A 19,230-nucleotide genomic window follows, 5' to 3' on the forward strand; every position below is an offset into this window, starting at 1 on the left:
GGCTAGATACCATCACCGTCGATATGCAGGCCGCATTCACGGCCGAAGCCATTAAAGCGGGTGTCTTCTTCGCTCATGCCCAGCTCCAGCTTGCGGGTGGAGTGGGTGTCACCGACCGAGACATAGCCTTGCTCCCACAGCGGGTGGTAGCTTAAGCCGTGTTCTTTTAAGTAATAGAACACGTCTTTATTGCTCCAGTCGATAATCGGCTGAATTTTCACCACGCCGCGGCTAATTTCGACGATGTCTTTGTCGGCACGGCTGCTGCTCTGGCTGCGGCGCAGGCCGGTAAACCAGCTGCCTACGCCAAGCTCCTGCAGCGCGCGCTGCATCGGCTCAACTTTATTCAGCTGGTTGTACTGCTTAATGCCGTCGGCGCTTTGCCACAGTTTACCAAAACGGGCTTCCTGCCAGGCCGGGCTAAGCTTAGCCCGGTACACTTTCAGGTTTAGTGTTAGCTGTTCCGTTAACTGGTCAATAAACTGATAGGTTTCCGGGAATAAATAACCGGTATCGGTTAACACCACCGGAATATCCGGCTGCTGCTGTGTTACCAGATGCAGCATCACCGCCGCCTGAATGCCAAAGCTGGAGCTTAGCATCGGGCTCTGCGGCAGGTTCGCCAATGCCCAGCGCACCCGTTCAGCGGCGCTGAGCGGTGTTAGCAAATGGTTTATCTCAGCCAGCCATGCCTGCTGTGTGGCTCCATCTTGCTGCAAAATATTGCGGTAATCGGTATCGGCCACTTTAGCTATGGAAGTCATCTTTTGGCACCACTACCGGTTTTACCACCCCGGCCCTTATTACAAAATCACCAAAGCCTTCGTCAGCATGGCGCTCAGCAGCCCAGCGGCCAATTAAGCCATCTAAGGTGGCCAGAATATCCGTCTCGCCGACGTTATCCAGCAACAGGCGTGGAATACGGGTACCTTCGCGGTTACCACCTAGATACAGGTTATATTTACCCGGCCCGCGACCGACCAGGCCCACTTCGGCCAGCATGGCGCGGCCACAGCCATTCGGGCAGCCGGTGACCCTAAGCACAATATGCTCATCAGCAATGGCATGTTTAGCCAGTAAGGCTTCAGTTTTGCTGACCAACTCTGGCAGATAACGCTCAGCTTCGGCCATCGCCAGCGGGCAGGTCGGGAACGAGACGCAGGCCATCGAGTTTTTGCGCTGCTCGCTGTGGCTGTCATCAATTAAGCCATGGGCACGGGCAATGGCCTCAATTTCCGCTTTTTGTTCCGTAGGTACACCAGCAATAATCAGGTTCTGGTTCGCGGTCATGCGCAAATCGCCTTGATGCACAGCGGCAATTTTTGCCAGGCCGGTTTTCAGTGGCTTGCCGGGGAAATCCAGAATACGGCCGTTTTCAATAAACAGCGTTAAGTGGTGCTTACCGTCGATGCCTTCCACCCAGCCAATGCGATCGCCGCGGCTGGTAAACTGATAAGGCCGTACCGGTGCAAACGCCACGCCGGTGCGCGCTTCCACTTCAGCGCGGAAGGCGTCAAGGCCGATGCGATCGATAGTGTATTTGGTTTTGGCATTTTTACGGTTGGAGCGGTTGCCATAATCGCGCTGCACTGTGACCACATGCTCGGCCACTTTTAACGTATGCTCGAGCGGGATAAAGCCCAAATCGTCCGCCATCCGTGGATAGGTGGCAGTATCGCCCCAGGTCATGGCCAGGCCAGCGCCCACCAGCACGTTAAAGCCGATTAACTGACCATTTTCCGCTACAGCGACAAAGCTTAAATCGTTAGCATGCACATCGATATCGTTATGCGGCGGTATCACTACCGCCGTTTTAAACTTACGCGGCAAATAGTTGTCGCCTAAAATTGGCTCCACTTCGGTGGTTTCAATTTTTTCTTCATCCAGCCAGATTTCGGCATAGGCACGGGTTTTCGGCAGTAAATGCTCGCTAATCTTTGCCGCCCACTGGTACGCCTGCTGGTGCAGCTCAGACTCGACCGGGTTAGAAGTACACAGCACGTTACGGTTTACGTCACCGGCGGTGGCAATAGAGTCGATACCAATGCTGTGTAAAAACTGGTGCATTGGTTTAATGTTCGGCTTTAATACGCCGTGAAACTGAAACGTCTGGCGCGTGGTTAACCGAATGCTGCCGTACAGGGTTTTTTCTTGCGCAAATTTATCAATTGCCAGCCACTGCTGTGGCGTAATAATGCCGCCCGGCATCCGCGCGCGCAGCATGACATTGTGTAGCGGTTCCAGCTTTTGTGCGGTGCGCTCGGCGCGGATATCGCGGTCATCCTGCTGATACATGCCGTGAAAACGGATCAGCATAAAATTATCGCCGTTAAAACCGCCGGTGATGTCATCTTTCAGATCGGCGGCGATAGTGCCACGCAAATGTTCACTTTCTGCCTTTAAGCGTTCGTTATCAGACAGTGCACCCGGTGCGACTAGCTCTGGCTTAATTGGATACTGGCTCATTAATACACATCCTTCTGATAACGTTTGGCGACACGTAATTCGTCTAAATAGGCCTGCGCCTGCTCAGCGGTTTTGCCGCCATATTGTTGCACTATATCAATAAGCGCCTGCTGCACGTCTTTGGCCATGCGGTTGGCGTCACCGCAAATATACAGGTGGGCGCCTTGCTCCAGCCATTGCCATACTTCGCTGCCGTGTTGGCGCAGCTTGTCCTGCACATACACCTTAGCTGCCTGATCGCGGCTAAAGGCGACATTAAGCTTAGTTAACAGGCCGCGTTTAAGGTAATTCTGCAGTTCCAGCTGGTATAAAAAGTCCTGGGTAAAATGCGGGTTGCCGAAAAACAACCAGTTTTTACCGCTGGCGCCACGGGCATCACGTTCTTGCAGGAAAGCACGAAACGGTGCTATGCCGGTGCCGGGGCCAATCATAATCAGCGGCGTGTCGTCGTTGGCCGGTAAGCGGAAATTATTATTCTGCTCAACAAACACCTTAACCTTGTCGCCCTCGGCTAAGCGTTCGGCCAAAAAGCCCGAAGCGCCGCCTAAATGTGGCTGGCCGTAGGCATCATAACGCACTACACCCACAGTTAGGTGTACTTCGTCTTCCACTTCGGCTTGTGACGAGGCAATAGAATACAGCCGTGGTTGTTGTTTACGCAGCGCATCGGCCAGTTGCTGCGCGCTAAGTAAGCCAGGGTAGTCGCGCACGATATCAATGATCTGCCGCTCACTGATATAGGCGCGCAGTGCGGCTTTGTCGCTTGCCAGTTCAGATAACGCCGCGTTGTTGGTGGCTGCGGCGTATTTCTCGACAAAGGCCGGATAAGACTGCGTCAGCTCCAGTTGCCCGGTTAACGCCTGCTCAATGGCCAGGGTTTCACCTGCCAGTTGTACCGGCGTATCGCGGGCTATTGCGGTTAACAACAGCAGCTCACGTACCAGTGCCTCGTCATTGCTAAAATACACGCCCAGCGCGTCACCCGGCTGGTAAGTTAAACCACTGCCGGCTAATGAAATTTCAATATGGCGCACATCTTTAGTGGAATCGCGGCCGGTGATTTTCTGGTTGGTATACAGCTCGGCTGCAAACGGGTTTTGCTTGCTGTACTGGCTGACGCTGCCGGCCGTATCCACGCCGGGCCAGGCAATAACCTGGGCTGACGGCGCGGCAGTAGCTTTCAGCTCAGGCTCCAGTTTGGCAATAACTTCGCCGCTCCAGCTATCGGCCTGTGCCTGATAATCAACGTCTAAATCAGCGCGGGCTTGTACTGACGTTGCGCCCAACTCCGCTAAACGCTGGTCAAAGTCCTGCGCGGTTTTACAGAAAAACTCATAGCTGGTATCACCTAGCCCCAGCACCGCATATTTTAAGCCGGTGAGTTTGGGCGCTTTTTTACTGAATAAGAAATTGTGCAAACCAATGGCATTTTCCGGCGGCTCACCTTCGCCGTAGGTCGAGGTAACAATAACCAGATACTGCTCATTTTTCAGCTGGCTGGTTTTGTACTCGGCCATATCCAGCACTTTAGCTGTTATGCCTTTGCCTTGCGCTTGTTTAGCTAAGGCCTCAGCAACATGACGGGCATTACCGGTTTGCGAGCCAAATAAAATGGTCAGGCCGGCACTGGCTGTCGCCACCGCAGGGGCTGCCTGGCCGGCGACTTGCCCGGCCAGTTGGGCGCTGGCCGCCAGATAACCACTGACCCAGGCCTGCTGAATAGGGTTTAACTGGCTGACTAAGCCCTGCAGCTGTTGTACCTGCTGCTCGGATAACGGACTGGCCTGCGCCACTAACGAAGATAAAAGCATAATAGATCCTGCCACACTGGAATTGTGGGCATTTTAGCCATCTATATGTATGCCGGTAAAAGAATGGAAATCTCTTCTTTATTCCAATAAGTAATTAAAAACGGCTGCTAGCGCCATTACAGCCGAAAATTACCTTACCCAGAATTGCCTTAATAGCACCCTGGCTATTAAGGCAGGTTGCAATTAACGGCTTAAGGTTAGTTGGTAATTGCCGGCACCCGCATATGAAAGCACTACCAGCCGGAAGTAACCCGAGCCAGCCTGATAGCTAAGCTGTTCAGCTGATGAAGGTGTTTCAGACACGGCAACACTGTACCAGTTGTAACCGTTCCATTGTTCAAGCCGTAAATCAAAATCAGCATTGGCCGGTCCGGTCAGGCTGGCGCTGATACGCCCTCCGCTGTAAGAAAACCAGCTGCCGTCAGGCTGAATTTGGCTGGCGCGGTGCGCCAGATAACCGCTGTACTGGTTAGTATTATCCGGCGGCACGCTCTGGCTTACGCCGGCGTTGTAAATACGCGACCAAGCACAATAACGATAGCCGTCTTTGGCTAACCAGAAATAGCTGCAACTGTCGTCGTAGCTACTGCGGCCAGCCTGCACCGCGTAACCTGAGAAACGCATGCCATTTAAGTGGTAGTACTGGCCATTTTTTTTCATTGAAAAATGTAAATGCGGCCCGCTGGACGCGCCACCATTACACAGCGCCTGGCCTTTGTAGCTGGCGTAGTTGGCTATCGGCACATTACGCTCAATATAAGCACCGGTGCCGTACTGAATATTTGATAAATGATAATAAGTGGTAGACCAACCATCTTGATGAATAATCTCCATAAAGCAGGACGAGTGATACTTCACAACGCCTGGCGCGGCAGCTGCTACCCAAATATAACTTAAGTTGTCGCCCCAATTGCCACCGCGGTTAAAGTCGAGTGACGATTGCGGATAACTGCCGCTGCCAGAGTGAGTATGGCTGCCACCGTTACGCCAGTATTCACCCGTTGGAAAAGGCAGCTGAAAATACTGGTTAATATCTGCAATATCACCGTTTTGCACTTGAGTTGGTTGTGCTTGGTGTTGTGGCGGTAAAGTGTCGCTGTCATTAGCCACTTGGCTAAACAGCCTTTTGTACAACGCCGTTAAACGGCGGGAATCTTGCTGCGTCAGTTCTGTCGCCTGCGGGCTGCGGCGGCTAAGATGTTGATCAGCGAATAATTGCTCAATAGCACGCTGGGCATCTTTATCGCTGGTGTGTTTTTCATTTTTTCCGGTCTTGTGGTAGGCATGGCCCTGATAAAACGCTTGCGTCAACCTGTTGCTGACATCTGCCAGTTGGGCAACAAAGCCTTGCCTGGTAGATAAATTTGCAAAAGGCTGCTGTAGCTGGTCAGCCGTGTGCGGTTTAGACAAAGCGGCCGATTGTTGCTCCATTAAAGCAAGCAGCAGTTTCGGGCTGATCGATGAGTAACCGGCATAGTGTGAAATGGCCTCGACGTGGTCCAGCAGATGCGGTGCGTGCTGCTGTAAGTATTGCTTCAGGTCAAAATTTAACATTTCGTCGTAGTCGTATAGCAACTGTTGTTTGCTGATACTCTGTGGTGCAGTGCCTGGTAGGGTAGCGGCGGCACTGCCAAAGCTGAGGCTGGCAGCCAAAGCGAAAGAAACGGCGGTTTTCATATTATCACCTGTTAGGAGCTAGTCTGGTTGCCTACCGGCAGCGTCGGCACTGCCGGCGGCATACATTATTGCGGCAGGTTGTAACTTAGGGTTGCAGTACCGGCACCGGCGTAGCTGTAGATATACCAGCGATAGTAAGCGGCGCTGCCGTTATAGCTGATACGCTCGTCATTGCCGGGCGAGGTGCTGTTGGCAACCGTTACCCACTGATAGCCGTTCCAGCGTTGCAGGTATAAATCAAAATCGGCTGCGCCATTAGCATTTACGCTGAGTTCTGCTTGTTGCAAACCGGCTTTGGCATAGTAATAGCCGTAGTTGTTTTTCGGCATAATGGCGTAACTACGGGCGTTAAGGTAGCTGCTTTCCTGGTATTGAAAATCGTCATCCGGTGGTGTGCTGCTATCGCCCTGGCGAAAGTTTGCCACTATGGCCCGGGTATCGTTTAAGCGTCGTGCATTGTTGTGATAGGCACTGCCGGTGGCATAACCGTTGTAGTACACGTCCGGGTTAGAAAAATGGTTAATGGCCGGGCACCAGTTACAAGAGCTGCCATACGCCATAATAGTGTGGGTATTGTTCGCCAGTATATGCCCATAGTTGTACTGCGTTGGGCCAGGTGTGCCGCCGGCGTTGGCCCGGTCGTGCTGTAAGCCCATATTGTGGCCAAACTCGTGCGCTATGGTCCAGCCGCCTACGCAGCTGCGGCGGGTGATCTGAAAGCCGCGTGACGCGAAGCTGACACTGGGGGTGCCCATATACCAGCCTAAACCACACAGATTGCCCGGGTTTTCCAGGATCATGCCCACTAAATCGGCGGCATACTGGTCGCGCAGGCGGGCAACGGTACTGTTACTGGTAACCCAGTCCAGATCGGTATAGCCATTACCGGTTTCCTGGTAAGCAATTTCATTGGCATACACCAGATTAACCCGGGCATTAACGGCGCTGTTTTGCAGCGATAAATTCATCTGATCTACCGATTGCTGCGCCAGTGCTTGCATATTATTAGTACCGCCGGCACCACTGCGTGCGGCGGCAGTATAAATAAGCATCACATCTATCTGGCTTGGCGCTGTGCTGTTCAGTGTCTGTGTTTGGTTTAACTGCTCCAGCTGTGGGGTTAGCTGGCTTTTAATTTGCTGCTCCAGTGCATGGTCGGTCTGGCCGCCGCCACATTGATGTTCTTCACCAACAATAGGCTCAATTAACGCCAGGCCATCACCGGCAGGCATAATTTTATAGCTGATATCATCCAGCATCACCGTGCCGGCAAAGGCGGTGTCATTAACACTGTTCAGCGCCACTTTATACTGCGGCTGGCCGCTAATATGGCCAAACAGTGAAAAGCCGTTATTGGTATTGTTGGTAACCCGGGTAATAACAATGTCATGCACGCTACCATCGGGCAAGCTGAGGCTAAAAGCTTCACGTTGGCGTGCAGTTTTTGCCGAGCGCTTAAACTGCAGCCGTTGTTTGGCAAGTAACGTCTTGTTAATACGCACTTTAATGGCAGTATGGCTGGCAGCATGAGCAGGTGCACCTTTAAGTGCTTTAGTGCTATGTTGCTGATACTCCAGCGTTTCAAATAACAGTTCGCTTTGGCTATGGGCGGCGACACTAAACAGTAACGCTGCGCCAAGTAACGCAAATTTCATCGGATGTCCTTTAAGTAAGAGGCTAATTGTTATTGCTGTAAGCCAGAGGTGGGGCTGGCTGCGTTAACAGCGGGTTTAAGTATTATAGGAACACTTTCTATTAACTTGATTAATATAATATTAACTTGCGCATTTTTTCAACTTTTCCCGGTGATGTCAACCGTATGCTGCTAACGCCTGTAGCAATAAACACTACTTTTTGGTCATTTTTACTAATTTGGGGGCTTTTTGTGGGAGTGGCTTTTAATAAAAATAATAAAAAACAAATAGTTAATTTTGGCATTAAGTTTGTAATGCTAGAAGCGTAATCAACAGTGGCCATGCCAACAAGGATAATCAATATGAAAAGCTTACTTATCGCCAGCGGTTTTATGTTAACCAGTATTAGCAGCGCTGTGATGGCGCACGACAACCATAGCTGCAATATCAGCTTTGACAAAGATTTGACCATCAACAGCAGCCAGGTGGCGATGCTGGAGCAGGGCACTGAGCTGTGGCGTATTAGTGACAACGGCCAGCTGTGGTTAGATGGCAAAGCGGTTACTACCGATAGTCAGACCCAGGCATTATTACGTGATTATCAGGCCGGTATCCGTAGCCAAACGCTGGAAACGGTAGCACTGGTAGAAGACGCGCTGGTGCTGGCGGCCGACGCGGTTAATTCGGTGCTGACAGAGCTAACCGGTGAAACACTGCAACAGCATCCCGCGCTGCAAACCGCGCTGGAAAAAATTCGTACCACCACCGCCGGTGTCGTAGAGCGTAGCGGTGACACTATTAATATCTACGGTAGCCGGTTCGACAATATCGATCAGGCATTTGGCCCGGAATTTGAACAAGCGATTGAAGAAGCCGTTACCAGCTCGATGGGCAGTATCTTTACGATTATTGGCAAAGCAATGGCCAGCGGTGAAGGTACTTTTGAACAGCGGATGGAAGCCTTTGGCCAGCGGATGGAGCGTTTTGGCGAAGATTTAGAAGCGCGGATGGATGTGCAAGCGCAAGCACTGGAGCAGCGTGGCGACAGTATGTGCACCAATCTGCAGCAGCTTGATGTGCTGGAAAGCCAGATCCAGCAGGCAATACCGCAAATGCAGCAGTACGATTTAATCGACGTCAGCGTGAATAACAAAACGGCATTTCACCTGTTTAACTAGCAACCACTTTCGTGTGCTTTTCCCAACCACGACTTTGGCGCGCTGCTCTCATCCCGACAGCGCGCCTTTTTTATTAACGTCGCTGGCTACTGGCCCGGCTCAGCCTGTCATTAACTGCCCGCCACGCGTCGGTATCCGGCGGCAGCTCACACCAAATGGCGCTTACTGCTAGCTGGTCTGCCTTGAACAAGCTGGCATACAAGCGTTGGGCAAAGGCCTGCACCGTAGTGGGCATGGTTAATTGTGTCAGGCCCGGATAGTCAGCGAAGGGGGTGTAATGCAACAAGGCTAATGGCTGTTTCTGCTGCGGCAAATGCAATAAGAGTTCCTCGCGGCTAAAACATAGCAGGGGCTTTTCTGGCTGATAATGCGCATCGACATTGCCAGAAACGCTAACGTTGTGTTGCCGGGGCTGTGCCACCGGTCGCCCCAATACGGCCTCAATTTGTGCCGCCGTAATCGGGCCGGCACGCACAATAGTCGGTACTGTTTGCGTCAGATCGATAATGGTTGATTCAACACCAAACTGACATTCCCCGCCGTCCAGCACCGCCGTTATTTTACCCTGCAGCCCAACCATTACTTGTGCTGCCGACGTTGGACTCAGCTTTTTGTATAGATTGGCCGACGGCGCGGCCAGCGCCAGCTGATGCTGCTGCAGTAACTTCAGCAATACCGGATGTGACGGTACCCGTAAACCTACCGTCGTTAACCCGCCGGTCACAACCGGATTAACCTGCGGCGCTTTATGCAGCAGCAAAGTGAGCGGGCCAGGCCAGAATGCTTCTGCCAACGCATAAGCCGCGGTGTTAATATTGCAGGCCCAGTCGCCAATAGCGGTTTTGTCTGGCAGGTGCACAATTAACGGGTGATTTGCCGGCCTGCCCTTAGCGGTAAAAATGGCGCTGACAGCATCTGGGTTGGAAGCATCCGCCGCCAGGCCATAAACGGTTTCAGTAGGCACAGCAACCAGCTTGCCCGCTTTAAGCCAGCCAGCCGCTAAGGCCAGATCGGCATCCCGCTGCGCGTTTAACAATATGGTATTCAAGGATTACACTCCGGACAATATTGAGGCTCGGCATAGCGCGCGGCAACGGCTTGTGTCGTGCTGAATTGGCAGCGCTGACAGCACGCCAACTTGTGTAAGGTTAATGACGTTGCCGTAGCGCAGGCTGCACAGGGTAAACCCGGTATGGCTTTGTCTGGCCAGAACCCCGGCGTGGCGCATGCAGGACACAGGCTAAGTATACGCTGCTGTAAGTCTGCGGCAGCATTTGCAATGTGGATTTGTCGCTCTGGGCTTAAGTGTGCCCGCAGATCATAACTCAGTGTGAGCGCCCCCTGTGCCAGCAGAGTGCTGCCAAGTTGATACGCTTGTTGTGCCGTCAGTGCCTTATCGATACGCGAGCCTTGCTGCAACAGCAGGTGTTGTCCGGCAGGCACTTGCGTTAGCGCCTGCTGCAATTGCGCCAAATTGGTTAGCTGCCATTGCTGTGCCATTGAGGGGCCGTAAAAACGCCCGGTTACCGCCCAGCCCTGAGCAATATTGACACAGCACAGTAGCTCCAGATTATAGGTTCCCAGGCCATAAGGGCCAGGCGAGAAACTGCCTTCACTGCCAAGGCCGATATCCAACCCCGACAACTCCGCCGCCAGAGCAGCTTTGCGCAGTGCGCACTCGTTTGGCGACATAAACCTTGGCCGCTCAGCAGAAAAACTGCCCAGAGCATCGGTATCAAAGCTTTGTATCTCTGACACTTGCCAGGGCAACTGACTAAGCGCAGGCGCAATCAACCGTGCTTTGTCATGTCGTGTCAGTAATGCTACCTGTTGTGTCATAGTATTACCGGCTGCCAGCTATGCTGCTGCCATTGGCAGATGCTGCCATCAGCACAGAGCTGATACAGAAACAACCATTGGTTATTGACCAAGGCTGCGACATCAGCCGCCCGGTTTATCACGTTGGCGATGGCGTCGCGCGGCGCTGCTATGATGACACTTAACCGCACCGGTTGATGCATCAGTTTTTTGCCATCGTGTACCGACTGCCAGGCTAAACCGCTGCGTAAATCGCCGCCATTGCCTTCAAATACGCCAATGTGGCCGGCCACCACATTGTGTAGCAGCTTATTGCCACTGCCGTATTTTTCCGGCGCGACAACAGAGGCGTAGTACTGCAGGTTAATCCAGTTTGTGACGATCATCGGCGCTGTCATAATGCTGTACAGCAGGCTGAAATCCTGGTCTTTACTGGCATCGTAATCATGCAAAAATGCCCGGCCCTGTAAATCGAGGCCTTTGGTTAAGGCCCGGGGCGCAACAATAAAAGCGGCGTTATTGGCCAGGCCCCATTCCGGGCGCAACTGGGCCCAATCGGTACTGCGTAATTTAAAGAAGCGTGCCAGCGCACTGTCAGCAGGCTTAGCCTCGCTAAATTGCGCTGAGCGCTGCCGGCGCGCCTGGGTGGATGCGGCAGTTAACCAGCTTTGCCACTGAGCCTGCGCCGGGGCTTGATACAGCTGTAATTCATCGGTAGTGGTGTGATGCAAACCGGCGTAAAACCGGGTATCTGCCGCAATGCTTATGCCATGATGGCGGCTAAGGGCTTGCCTTACTTCGTCGTCATTTAACAGTTGCGCTAACACTTTGACATTCACTTCGCCGGTCTGGCCGCCGCAGGCACCGCAGTCCAGTGCTGCCGCATGCGGGTTGTTGCAGCTGTCGCTGCCATGGCCAAACAGCAGCACCACCGGCGCCAGCTGGCCGGTTAACCCCATGGCGGTGAGAATGGCAGCGGCCAGTTCGGCTTGCTCTGCACTACTTAACGGTTGCTTATCTTTACACAATAGCCAGCGGCTATCATCCAGGTGCTTATTTAACGCATGTAACGGCCGGGGACGAAAGAAAGCCCGTTTTAGCAGGCTAACCAGTTTCGCCGGGCCGGCAGCTTCTACCATACCCAGGCTGGATGAAGCCAGATCAAAACCTTGTTTCCAACCCAGATCCGGTTGGCGTGATAGTGGTGCTACATCGGGCTTTATCTGGCTTACGGTCAGTACCGGCGCCAGTAAGCCCGGCAGTTGTGGCCGTTGTAACTTACTGCCAACCGTTTTATAGGCGAGCGGCAGGCCAAAAAAGCCCGCAAACCCCAGGGTTTGAATGTCAGGGTTTTGTTGTTCTAACGCACGGCGCATCAGCTCTGAGCGCACATCAATGCAAAAAGCCGCTTGCAGGCGGGGGCGATGGTTCCCGGTACTGGCCAGCATTTGCTGCTGTTGCTGTATCTGTGCCAGCAGTGGCTGCTGCACACTGAGCTCCAGCGCGCGCTGCCAGCTTTGGCGCAGTTGTAACTGCTGCTGCAGCAAGCCCAGCTGTTGTTTGCGCTGCCTGGCCTGAAGTTGTAACTGGCTGAGTAACGCCAGATGCTGTTGGTTATGCTGCTGGCTGTGTTGCCACAGTACCCAATCCCAGCCGAGCAACATATACAGTAGCTGGCATACCGCCTGATGGCTGCTGTTGCCCTGTAATTGCTGTTGCCAGTCCAGCCAGGCTTGCCAGCCCGCCCAGCCGGACAAACTTTGCAATAAGGCCTCGAAATATGCCAGCTGCCCTTGTTCGTCAGGGCACCAGCTGCGTAGCCAGGGTGATAAGGTGGCGATGAGTTGCTCTGGCGCATCTGGCAGCGCGGCAAATAAACTTGTCAGCCGGGTGGAGGAGAGCACCTGCAGGCCTTTATCCTGGCGCACTACGGTTAACCAGCTGTGGTAGGCGTGATGTTCACTGTCGGCATCCACACTGAAGCGCTCTGGATATTGATGATACAACGCCAGAAACTGACTTAGCTGCTGCACAATTAATTGTGGCCAGGGCAGGCCGGATTGCTGTGGCTGTTGCGTGGCCAACAACTCAGACAGCCGCTGCCAGCGGTTAAGCCGCGGTTGTTGTTTCAGGCCGGCCACAGCGGCATCCGGCGTCATTATCAGGCCTTGCTCGTTGAGCGCTTGTTGTAAATGGCCCGGCTGAATTTGCTGTTGCCACTGGCTTAAATACCAGCTGGCGCTCATTAAACAGTCGGTACCGGCCAGCTGTTGTTGCTCGGCACAAACTGTGCTGAATGGCTGCTGCCGCTTCGGCCACCAGGGGTTAACAGCAATTAATTGGTCCAGCGGCCACTGCGGGGCAATCTGGCTGGCTGCCTGGTGAATTAACGCGAGCACGGCTTTGTCAGTGTCGGCTGGGTACAGGCTTAATGCGCTCATTTTATCTCCTGCAGGCTGTTGTTATGCTGATGGGTTGCTGTGTGCCGGGCATGATAGGGCCAGATTTGCAAGGTGATGCGGGTCGCCCACTCGTCCAGATAGCCTCCGGCGTTTAACCAGATAAACAGCTTATTCACGGCTTTATGCTGGCTGTGATAGCGCAGCAGTATCGCCAGCACAAACAAGGCGGCAAACGCCAGGCTGGTAATCACATCTGCCAGTAATGCCACGGGTTCAGGGGTCGGCAGAACCTGGCGCAGCAGCGTTTTTAACGCAAAATATAACGCCAGCAACGCCAGCGCATACCCCAGCGCCAGCAGCACCCGCAATGGTCGGCGCTTATCGGCGCGATATACTGACGGCGCCAGCAGCACAGTAATAGCCAGCACCAGTAACACCGCACTGCTTAAGCTCGATAACGGTATCAGCAGTTGCACCAGATAAACCATAGCCGCGGCCAGGGTCAGTGACAGCAGCCAGTGGCGGGCCGCCGGGTTGGTTTGCTCGGCCAGCTGCGCCGCCAGATAATGGTTCACCGCATTGCCGCTGTGTAAAAAAGCGTAAGCTTTGTAGCAGGAGTGTGCCAACAGGTGCAGCAATGCCAGGGTATACAGGCCCAGCGCAATTTCTACCAGCATCAGGCCCATTTGTGCCACGGTAGACCAGGCCAGCCGCACCTTAATACTGATGCGGGTGGTCATAATAAGGGCCGCCAGTATGGTGCTAAACAGCGCCGCTGCCAGCAGCAGGGCAGAGGCCGGACTGCTGTAACTTAGTAGCGGCGCAAAGCATAGCAGCAAGATACCGCCTAAGTTGATAATGCCGGCGTGCAGCAGGGCAGATACCGGCGTAGGTGCTTCTACCACCTGAATTAACCAGCCATGCAGCGGCAGCTGGGCACAGTTTAACAGTGCGACCAGTACCAGTAACACCGCAGCACCGTGCAGCATCAGGTTGCCGGCCGGTTGAGCGGCAACCGCAGCGCTGATGTCGCTGATGATGGCAGTGTCAAACTGCAGATACAGCAGCGTAAAGGCGACGGCCAGCAGTAACTCGCTTAAGCGTGCACTGAGCGCCTTTTTATGCGCTGCCAGCTGGGCGCGTGGCCGCTGCGGATAAAACAACAGCAACTGTTGCAGCGCCAGACTGATCGCGACCCAGCCCAGCCAAAACAGCAGCAAATGATTACTAAACAGCGTAAACACCACCGCAGCCAGCGTGGCGGCCAGCGCCCGCATAAAGCGGGGTTTATCCGTCTCGCCTGCCAGCGCGGTGGCACTGTAGCGCCAAATCACCAGCGCCAGCACGGCGACCAGCGCCAATAACAGCAGTGACACGGCATTAACTGAGAAAAAGCCTTGCATAGTACATCCCAAGCCGGAAGAAACTGGCGCTATTGTGCGTAGCGCACTATCATAAGTAAAATACATAATAAATTAATAATCGTTCACATAAAGAGAACTATGAGCCGGTTAAACTACCATCATCTGTATTACTTCTGGCAGGTTGCCAAGGGCGGCAACCTGACTGAAACGGCGCAGCGGTTGCATATATCGCAATCTGCTTTGTCGTCTCAAATTAAGCAGTTAGAGCAAAGCATGCAGGTGCAGTTATTTAACCGCCAGGGGCGCAAACTGGTACTCACCGACAGTGGTTATCAAACACTGAAATATGCTGAGGATATTTTTAGCCGTGGCGCTGAGCTGGAGCAGCTGCTGCAGCAAGGCATGCAGCCACAGCGCAGCCCGATCCGGATTGGCGCGCTGGCTACCATGTCGCGCAACTTTATCGAAAGCTTTATTGCACCGCTGCTGGCCACGGCAGACAGCCGCTATAGTTTGTTGTCGATGAACCAGACGGCGTTACTTAATGCTTTAGCCGGACATCAGTTGGATTTGGCGCTGAGTAATATCGCCGTGCAGGGCAATGACAGCCAGCTATGGCAGTGTCGCTTGTTGGCACGCCAGCCGGTGGCGGTAATAGGGCCGCCCGGCACAGCGCAAACTGACAATCTGGCGGAGTATCAGCAGCGGCGCTGGGTGCTGCCACCGGTGCAAAGTCCAATCCGCACCGCCTTTGACGCTCTGGCGGCACAGTATCAGCTGCAACCGGACGTGGTTGCCGAAGCCGACGACATGGCCATGCTGCGTTTGCTGGCGCGCGACAGTGGCGCCCTGACGGTCATGCCAGAGGTTGTCGTAAAAGACGAGCTGCAAAGTGGCCGCTTAGTGAAATACCTGACACTGCCGCAGGTTTATGAAAACTTTTATATTATTACCACCCAGCGAGATTTACTGCACCCACAATTAACACAGCTGTTGCAAGCTTTCTCTCCTGCGGGGGGATGACTGATCCGACTACTGCCAACGCCGGCTCAGGGTAGGCTAAGGCAACGATTAACAAGGAGTAACTGATGAGCATACAACGTATATTACCAGCGGCCCGCTATTCTGAAGCGGTTATCGTAAACGGACTGATTTTCTGCGCCGGCATGGTACCGGACACTCACAGCAGTGACGCCACACTGCAAACCGAGGATGTGCTGGCGCAGATTGATGCGTTATTAGCACACTGTGGCAGCGATAAAACGAAGCTGGTCGATGCCACTATTTATCTGGCCGATATGGCCGACTATGCAGCAATGAACCTGGCCTGGGATAACTGGGTTGCCCCTGGTCAGGCACCGGCCCGGGCCACAGTGCAGGCTAAATTGGCCGATCCGGCGTGGAAAATAGAAATAAAAATTGTCGCGGCAATATGATACTGATAGCGGATTTGACGACTTTTTCGCTTAATTGCTAAGACGCTGGGTAGGGTGATTTAGTAAGTAATTGAATTAAAATGTAATATTATTGGCATTAATACTGCTACTGCAACGTGGTTTGTGTATATTTTACCGTTAACCCTGCACAGGAAGCCGTTATGTCTAACCTGAACACCCTGTTTCACCATATCGGCCTGTACGCCGGTTTTGAATTGCGCCGCTTATGGCAAACCCGCTCTGGCCTGATGACGCTGGCAGCGACCATTGTTATTTGGGCGCTGTTATTTCGTTATGCCATAGTACCGGCAGCAGATCTGATTGCCTCGCGCGGCTTTACCGACTTTATCGCCGGTCTGTTTGGCAATAGCGGTTTGCAGCAACTTAGCCGCTGGCCTGCTCCCGAACTGGCGGTATACTGGTTTTTTAGCCTGTTACTGCTGCCATTGTTTAGCCTTTTTTTCACGGCTAACCAACTGTGCAGTGACTTAGAACGCGGTACGCTGCGTTTTCTTACCCTGCGTAGTAGCCGTACTTCGGTGGTACTGGGCCGGTTTGCCGGGCAGATGCTGGTACAGGGCTGTCTGATCACGCTAACCTTAATTGCTACTCTGGCACTGGCCGCCTGGCGCAGTGGCGGGCTGTCGTTTGAGATAGTCAACGCCACTTTCGTGATCCTGACTAATTTGCTGCTGGTGTTGGCACCCTTTACTGCCATTATGAGTGTGTTTTCTGCCTTGGTACGCAGTGCCAAGCTGGCCGTTAGCCTGGCAATAGTCACCTTGGGGCTGGGCTTTGCCCTGCTAAGCTGGTTTATATTTTATTTCCCGGACTTTCTGTTTTTACTCGGCTATCTGCCGGGCGCTCAGGTCATGCAATTACTACCACAACATGGCTGGCAAACATTGCAGCTGGCATTACTGCCGCTGATACAGAGCGCGGTATTACTGACGCTGGCTACTGTTTTAGTTAACCGGAGAGCCTTATGAGTAGCATTATTCAATGTAGCGGCCTGAGCAAACAGTTTGGCCGTAAAACTGCGCTGGCGCAGGTGAGCTTTAATTTGCAGCAGGGCGATACGGCGGCACTGATTGGCCCCAACGGTGCCGGTAAAACCACCTTATTCAGTATTTTATGTGGTTATTTGCGCCCGGATAGCGGCAAGGTGCAAATTTTCGGCCAGCAGCCGGGCAGCAGTCGCCTGTTTGGCAAAGTGGCGGCCTTGCCGCAGGATGCGCAGTTTGACCCGGCTTTTAGCATTGGTGAACAACTGGACTTTTATGGCCGCTTGCAGGGCTTAAACCTCAGTGCTGCCCGGGCCGAAACGGAGCGGGTGCTGGCGTTGGTTGAATTGTCGGACCAACGAGAGCACAAAGCGGCGGCGTTAAGCCATGGTATGCGCAAACGCGCTGCCATTGCCCAGGCGTTTATCGGTTCACCTAAGCTGGTGCTGCTGGATGAACCCACCGCCGGGCTGGATCCGGCCAATGCTTTGCACATCCGCCAGCTGATCAGCCGCTTAAGCGGTGACGTCAGCTTTATGATCAGCTCGCACAATATTTTTGAGTTGGAGCAACTGTGTAATAAGGTGTTGTATATTCAGCACGGCCAGCTGAGCAGCCAGATTAATGCTGCGGACAGCAGCAGCGGCCAGCAACACCTGACGCTACAGCTGGAGCAACAACACGACGACGCCTTGCTGGCGCTGTTGCAACAGTTGCCCGGGCTTATCAGTGTGCAGCCGGGACAGAAAAAAGAGCTGCTATTGAGCTACAACCCGGCGCAAAACGCCCAGTTTGATCTGGCACTGTTGCAGTGTCTGGCAGCCAATGGCTGGGGTTACCGTAACCTGATTAAAGGCCAGACGCTGGAGCAAAAATTGTTTAGCGTCTCCTAGCTCAGTAAACAGCTGCGGGTAACCGTAAGCCCGGTAAAAAGCAGCCGAGTTAAAAGCCACACTGCTGTTTTAGTGCCTGGATATCTTCGTCGGTGAGTGCGCTTTGCTGCGCACTCAGCGCATAGTACATGGCAGAGGTTGGGCTGTCGGTGTGGCCCAGCCCCAGCGCATGGCCAAATTCATGCAGCAGTGTTAGCTCTAATGTGGCTGTCGAGGTATAGGCAAAGATTGTCATACTGCGCTGACGAGCGCTGATCTGCATGATGCCTACTTCGGCGGCCGCTATCTCAGCGGGCTGTGCTGGCAGCAACGCATTACGGTCGGCGACAGTGTCATTTAAATAGCCTTGTTCACGCTGCAGTTGTTGCTGTTCCGCATTTAACGCTTCAGCCTGCTGTGTCAGCTGTTGTTGGCGCGCCAGCAGTTGTTGCTGTTGTTGTTGCAAGCGGCTGCGGTTGCTGCTGTTTAGCTGCTGCAGCTGGCGTTCAAAGGCGGCGGCATCGGCAGCAAACTGGCGGTTGGCCTGCTCAAATTGCTGCTGGCGTGTGGTCAGGCTGGCCGCTTGTTGTTGCAGGCTTTGCAACCGCCTGTCGATATTGGCATCGTAGCGCTGCAAATTGCGCGTCAGCCGGACTTGCTCTAACAACTGCTGCTGACGTTCATCGTAAACAAAATCAATGGCAAAACCGTCAATACTGTCATACTGAAACAACTCCATACCCAGCGCGGTATTCCATTGGCTGGCGGCATTGTGCGCTGCTTGTTCAGCTTGCTGTTGTGTCAGCTTAAACGCCGGGTCCAGTTGGCCAATACGCCAGCGTACCGGGGTCTGACATAAATATTGTTGCAGCGCTTGGTCGGCGTATTGCTGCAGTAACTGTGGTGCTGGCTTATCTTTGCCCAGTAGTGGTAACAACAACTGATAAGATGCAACCAGCAGCAGGGTATATAGCAATGCCCGTAGTAAAAACTTCATCTTGGCCTCAGTAATGACAATATCTGTTACAAAGCAATGCCGGGTTTCAATTGACCACTTTGTATGGCTTACGTTAATGTGCAGCATAACAATTGTTACGGAGCAAATTAAGTGAATATTGCTACCTTGTGGATCATCGCTGGCATAGTGCTGATCTTATCTGAACTGTTGGCCACCAGCGTGGTTGCGGTGTTTTTTGGTATCGCCGCTATAGTGGTGGGGCTGCTATTGAATTTTGGTGTCATAGAAAGCTACAGCGTGCAGTTTTTGATATTTGGCGTGCTGTCACTGCTGTTACTGTTTAGCGTGCGCGGCCGTTTTAAAAGCTGGTTTGTTGGTTATACCGCCGACAGCAATGAGCAGCCGTCATGCTTTAGTGAAGATATTGGCAGCCGGGTCATTGTGCATACTGATTTTGTGCAGGGAGCCGGTCGCGTTGTACTTAACGGCGTGCAGTGGGATGCAGAATCGACCGACGCGCTAAAAGCCGGCGATGTTGCCTGGGTGGTGGCTAATCATGGTATTAAACTGCAGGTGTCGGCCGCTAAGCCGGATGCCTAATTTCAAACGT

At 53.3% G+C, this 19,230-nt stretch carries 16 protein-coding genes; 6 read left to right on the plus strand and 10 right to left on the minus strand.

What is annotated here, in order from left to right; genetic code table 11:
- Positions 1-2: 2 nt before the first annotated feature.
- The 5 genes from EYB30_RS06620 to EYB30_RS06640 form a co-directional block, all read right to left on the minus strand.
- Positions 3-764: a phosphoadenylyl-sulfate reductase gene (locus tag EYB30_RS06620; protein WP_166838132.1), complete on the minus strand. Its 762-nt coding sequence runs from the start codon at positions 762-764 to the stop codon at positions 3-5.
- A complete protein-coding gene (gene cysI / locus EYB30_RS06625) occupies positions 748-2,466 on the minus strand; it encodes an assimilatory sulfite reductase (NADPH) hemoprotein subunit (protein ID WP_166838133.1) in 1,719 nt (572 codons plus the stop codon). Before cysI ends, EYB30_RS06620 begins: the two co-directional genes overlap by 17 nt.
- Positions 2,466-4,277, minus strand: coding sequence for an assimilatory sulfite reductase (NADPH) flavoprotein subunit (locus EYB30_RS06630; protein WP_166838134.1), 1,812 nt, complete (start codon positions 4,275-4,277; stop codon positions 2,466-2,468). The genes cysI and EYB30_RS06630 overlap by 1 nt, the downstream gene beginning before the upstream one ends.
- 183 nt (positions 4,278-4,460) lie before the next feature.
- Complete coding sequence (locus tag EYB30_RS06635) at positions 4,461-5,954, minus strand: M23 family metallopeptidase (RefSeq protein WP_166838135.1); 1,494 nt, start codon at positions 5,952-5,954, stop codon at positions 4,461-4,463.
- A 65-nt stretch (positions 5,955-6,019) separates the two neighbouring features.
- On the minus strand, positions 6,020-7,609 hold the full coding sequence (locus tag EYB30_RS06640) for a M12 family metallo-peptidase (RefSeq protein ID WP_166838136.1): 1,590 nt from the start codon (positions 7,607-7,609) through the stop codon (positions 6,020-6,022).
- A 341-nt stretch (positions 7,610-7,950) separates the two neighbouring features.
- Between EYB30_RS06640 and EYB30_RS06645 the strand changes: the two genes are divergently transcribed.
- Positions 7,951-8,766, plus strand: a complete 816-nt coding sequence (locus EYB30_RS06645; RefSeq protein WP_166838137.1) for a DUF2884 family protein — start codon at positions 7,951-7,953, stop codon at positions 8,764-8,766.
- Between the two features lie 73 nt (positions 8,767-8,839).
- Here the strand turns inward: EYB30_RS06645 and EYB30_RS06650 are convergent, their stop codons facing one another.
- Genes EYB30_RS06650 through EYB30_RS06665 form a run of 4 tightly spaced genes read right to left on the minus strand, consistent with a single transcriptional unit; the run spans position 8,840 to position 14,389 of the window.
- Entirely contained in the window at positions 8,840-9,814 is a 975-nt protein-coding gene (locus EYB30_RS06650) for an L-threonylcarbamoyladenylate synthase (RefSeq protein WP_166838138.1), read from the minus strand.
- Complete coding sequence (locus EYB30_RS06655; RefSeq protein WP_166838139.1) at positions 9,811-10,605, minus strand: DUF6671 family protein; 795 nt, start codon at positions 10,603-10,605, stop codon at positions 9,811-9,813. The genes EYB30_RS06650 and EYB30_RS06655 overlap by 4 nt, the downstream gene beginning before the upstream one ends.
- Entirely contained in the window at positions 10,602-13,025 is a 2,424-nt protein-coding gene (locus EYB30_RS06660) for a DUF2309 domain-containing protein (RefSeq protein WP_166838140.1), read from the minus strand. Before EYB30_RS06660 ends, EYB30_RS06655 begins: the two co-directional genes overlap by 4 nt.
- Positions 13,022-14,389, minus strand: coding sequence for an NADH-quinone oxidoreductase subunit L (locus tag EYB30_RS06665; RefSeq protein ID WP_166838141.1), 1,368 nt, complete (start codon positions 14,387-14,389; stop codon positions 13,022-13,024). The genes EYB30_RS06660 and EYB30_RS06665 overlap by 4 nt, the downstream gene beginning before the upstream one ends.
- 99 nt (positions 14,390-14,488) lie before the next feature.
- On the opposite strand from EYB30_RS06665, the gene EYB30_RS06670 reads away from it, so the two are divergent.
- The 4 genes from EYB30_RS06670 to EYB30_RS06685 all read left to right on the plus strand — a co-directional run bounded on the left by EYB30_RS06670 (position 14,489) and on the right by EYB30_RS06685 (position 17,683).
- Positions 14,489-15,373, plus strand: a complete 885-nt coding sequence (locus EYB30_RS06670; RefSeq protein ID WP_166838142.1) for a LysR family transcriptional regulator — start codon at positions 14,489-14,491, stop codon at positions 15,371-15,373.
- A gap of 65 nt (positions 15,374-15,438) precedes the next feature.
- Positions 15,439-15,786 carry a RidA family protein gene (locus tag EYB30_RS06675; RefSeq protein WP_166838143.1) on the plus strand — a complete coding sequence of 116 codons (348 nt, stop codon included), beginning with the start codon at positions 15,439-15,441 and terminating at the stop codon, positions 15,784-15,786.
- Between the two features lie 161 nt (positions 15,787-15,947).
- Positions 15,948-16,775 carry an ABC transporter permease subunit gene (locus tag EYB30_RS06680; RefSeq protein ID WP_166838144.1) on the plus strand — a complete coding sequence of 276 codons (828 nt, stop codon included), beginning with the start codon at positions 15,948-15,950 and terminating at the stop codon, positions 16,773-16,775.
- Positions 16,772-17,683, plus strand: coding sequence for an ABC transporter ATP-binding protein (locus EYB30_RS06685; protein WP_166838145.1), 912 nt, complete (start codon positions 16,772-16,774; stop codon positions 17,681-17,683). Before EYB30_RS06680 ends, EYB30_RS06685 begins: the two co-directional genes overlap by 4 nt.
- Before the next feature lie 49 nt (positions 17,684-17,732).
- Here the strand turns inward: EYB30_RS06685 and EYB30_RS06690 are convergent, their stop codons facing one another.
- Complete coding sequence (locus tag EYB30_RS06690) at positions 17,733-18,659, minus strand: matrixin family metalloprotease (RefSeq protein WP_241697985.1); 927 nt, start codon at positions 18,657-18,659, stop codon at positions 17,733-17,735.
- Positions 18,660-18,770: 111 nt separating this feature from the next.
- Between EYB30_RS06690 and EYB30_RS06695 the strand changes: the two genes are divergently transcribed.
- Positions 18,771-19,220 carry an NfeD family protein gene (locus tag EYB30_RS06695; RefSeq protein WP_166838147.1) on the plus strand — a complete coding sequence of 150 codons (450 nt, stop codon included), beginning with the start codon at positions 18,771-18,773 and terminating at the stop codon, positions 19,218-19,220.
- The last annotated feature ends 10 nt before the right edge of the window (positions 19,221-19,230 follow it).

The sequence above is a fragment of the Rheinheimera pleomorphica genome (genome assembly GCF_011634895.1).
Lineage (GTDB): Bacteria > Pseudomonadota > Gammaproteobacteria > Enterobacterales > Alteromonadaceae > Alishewanella > Alishewanella pleomorphica.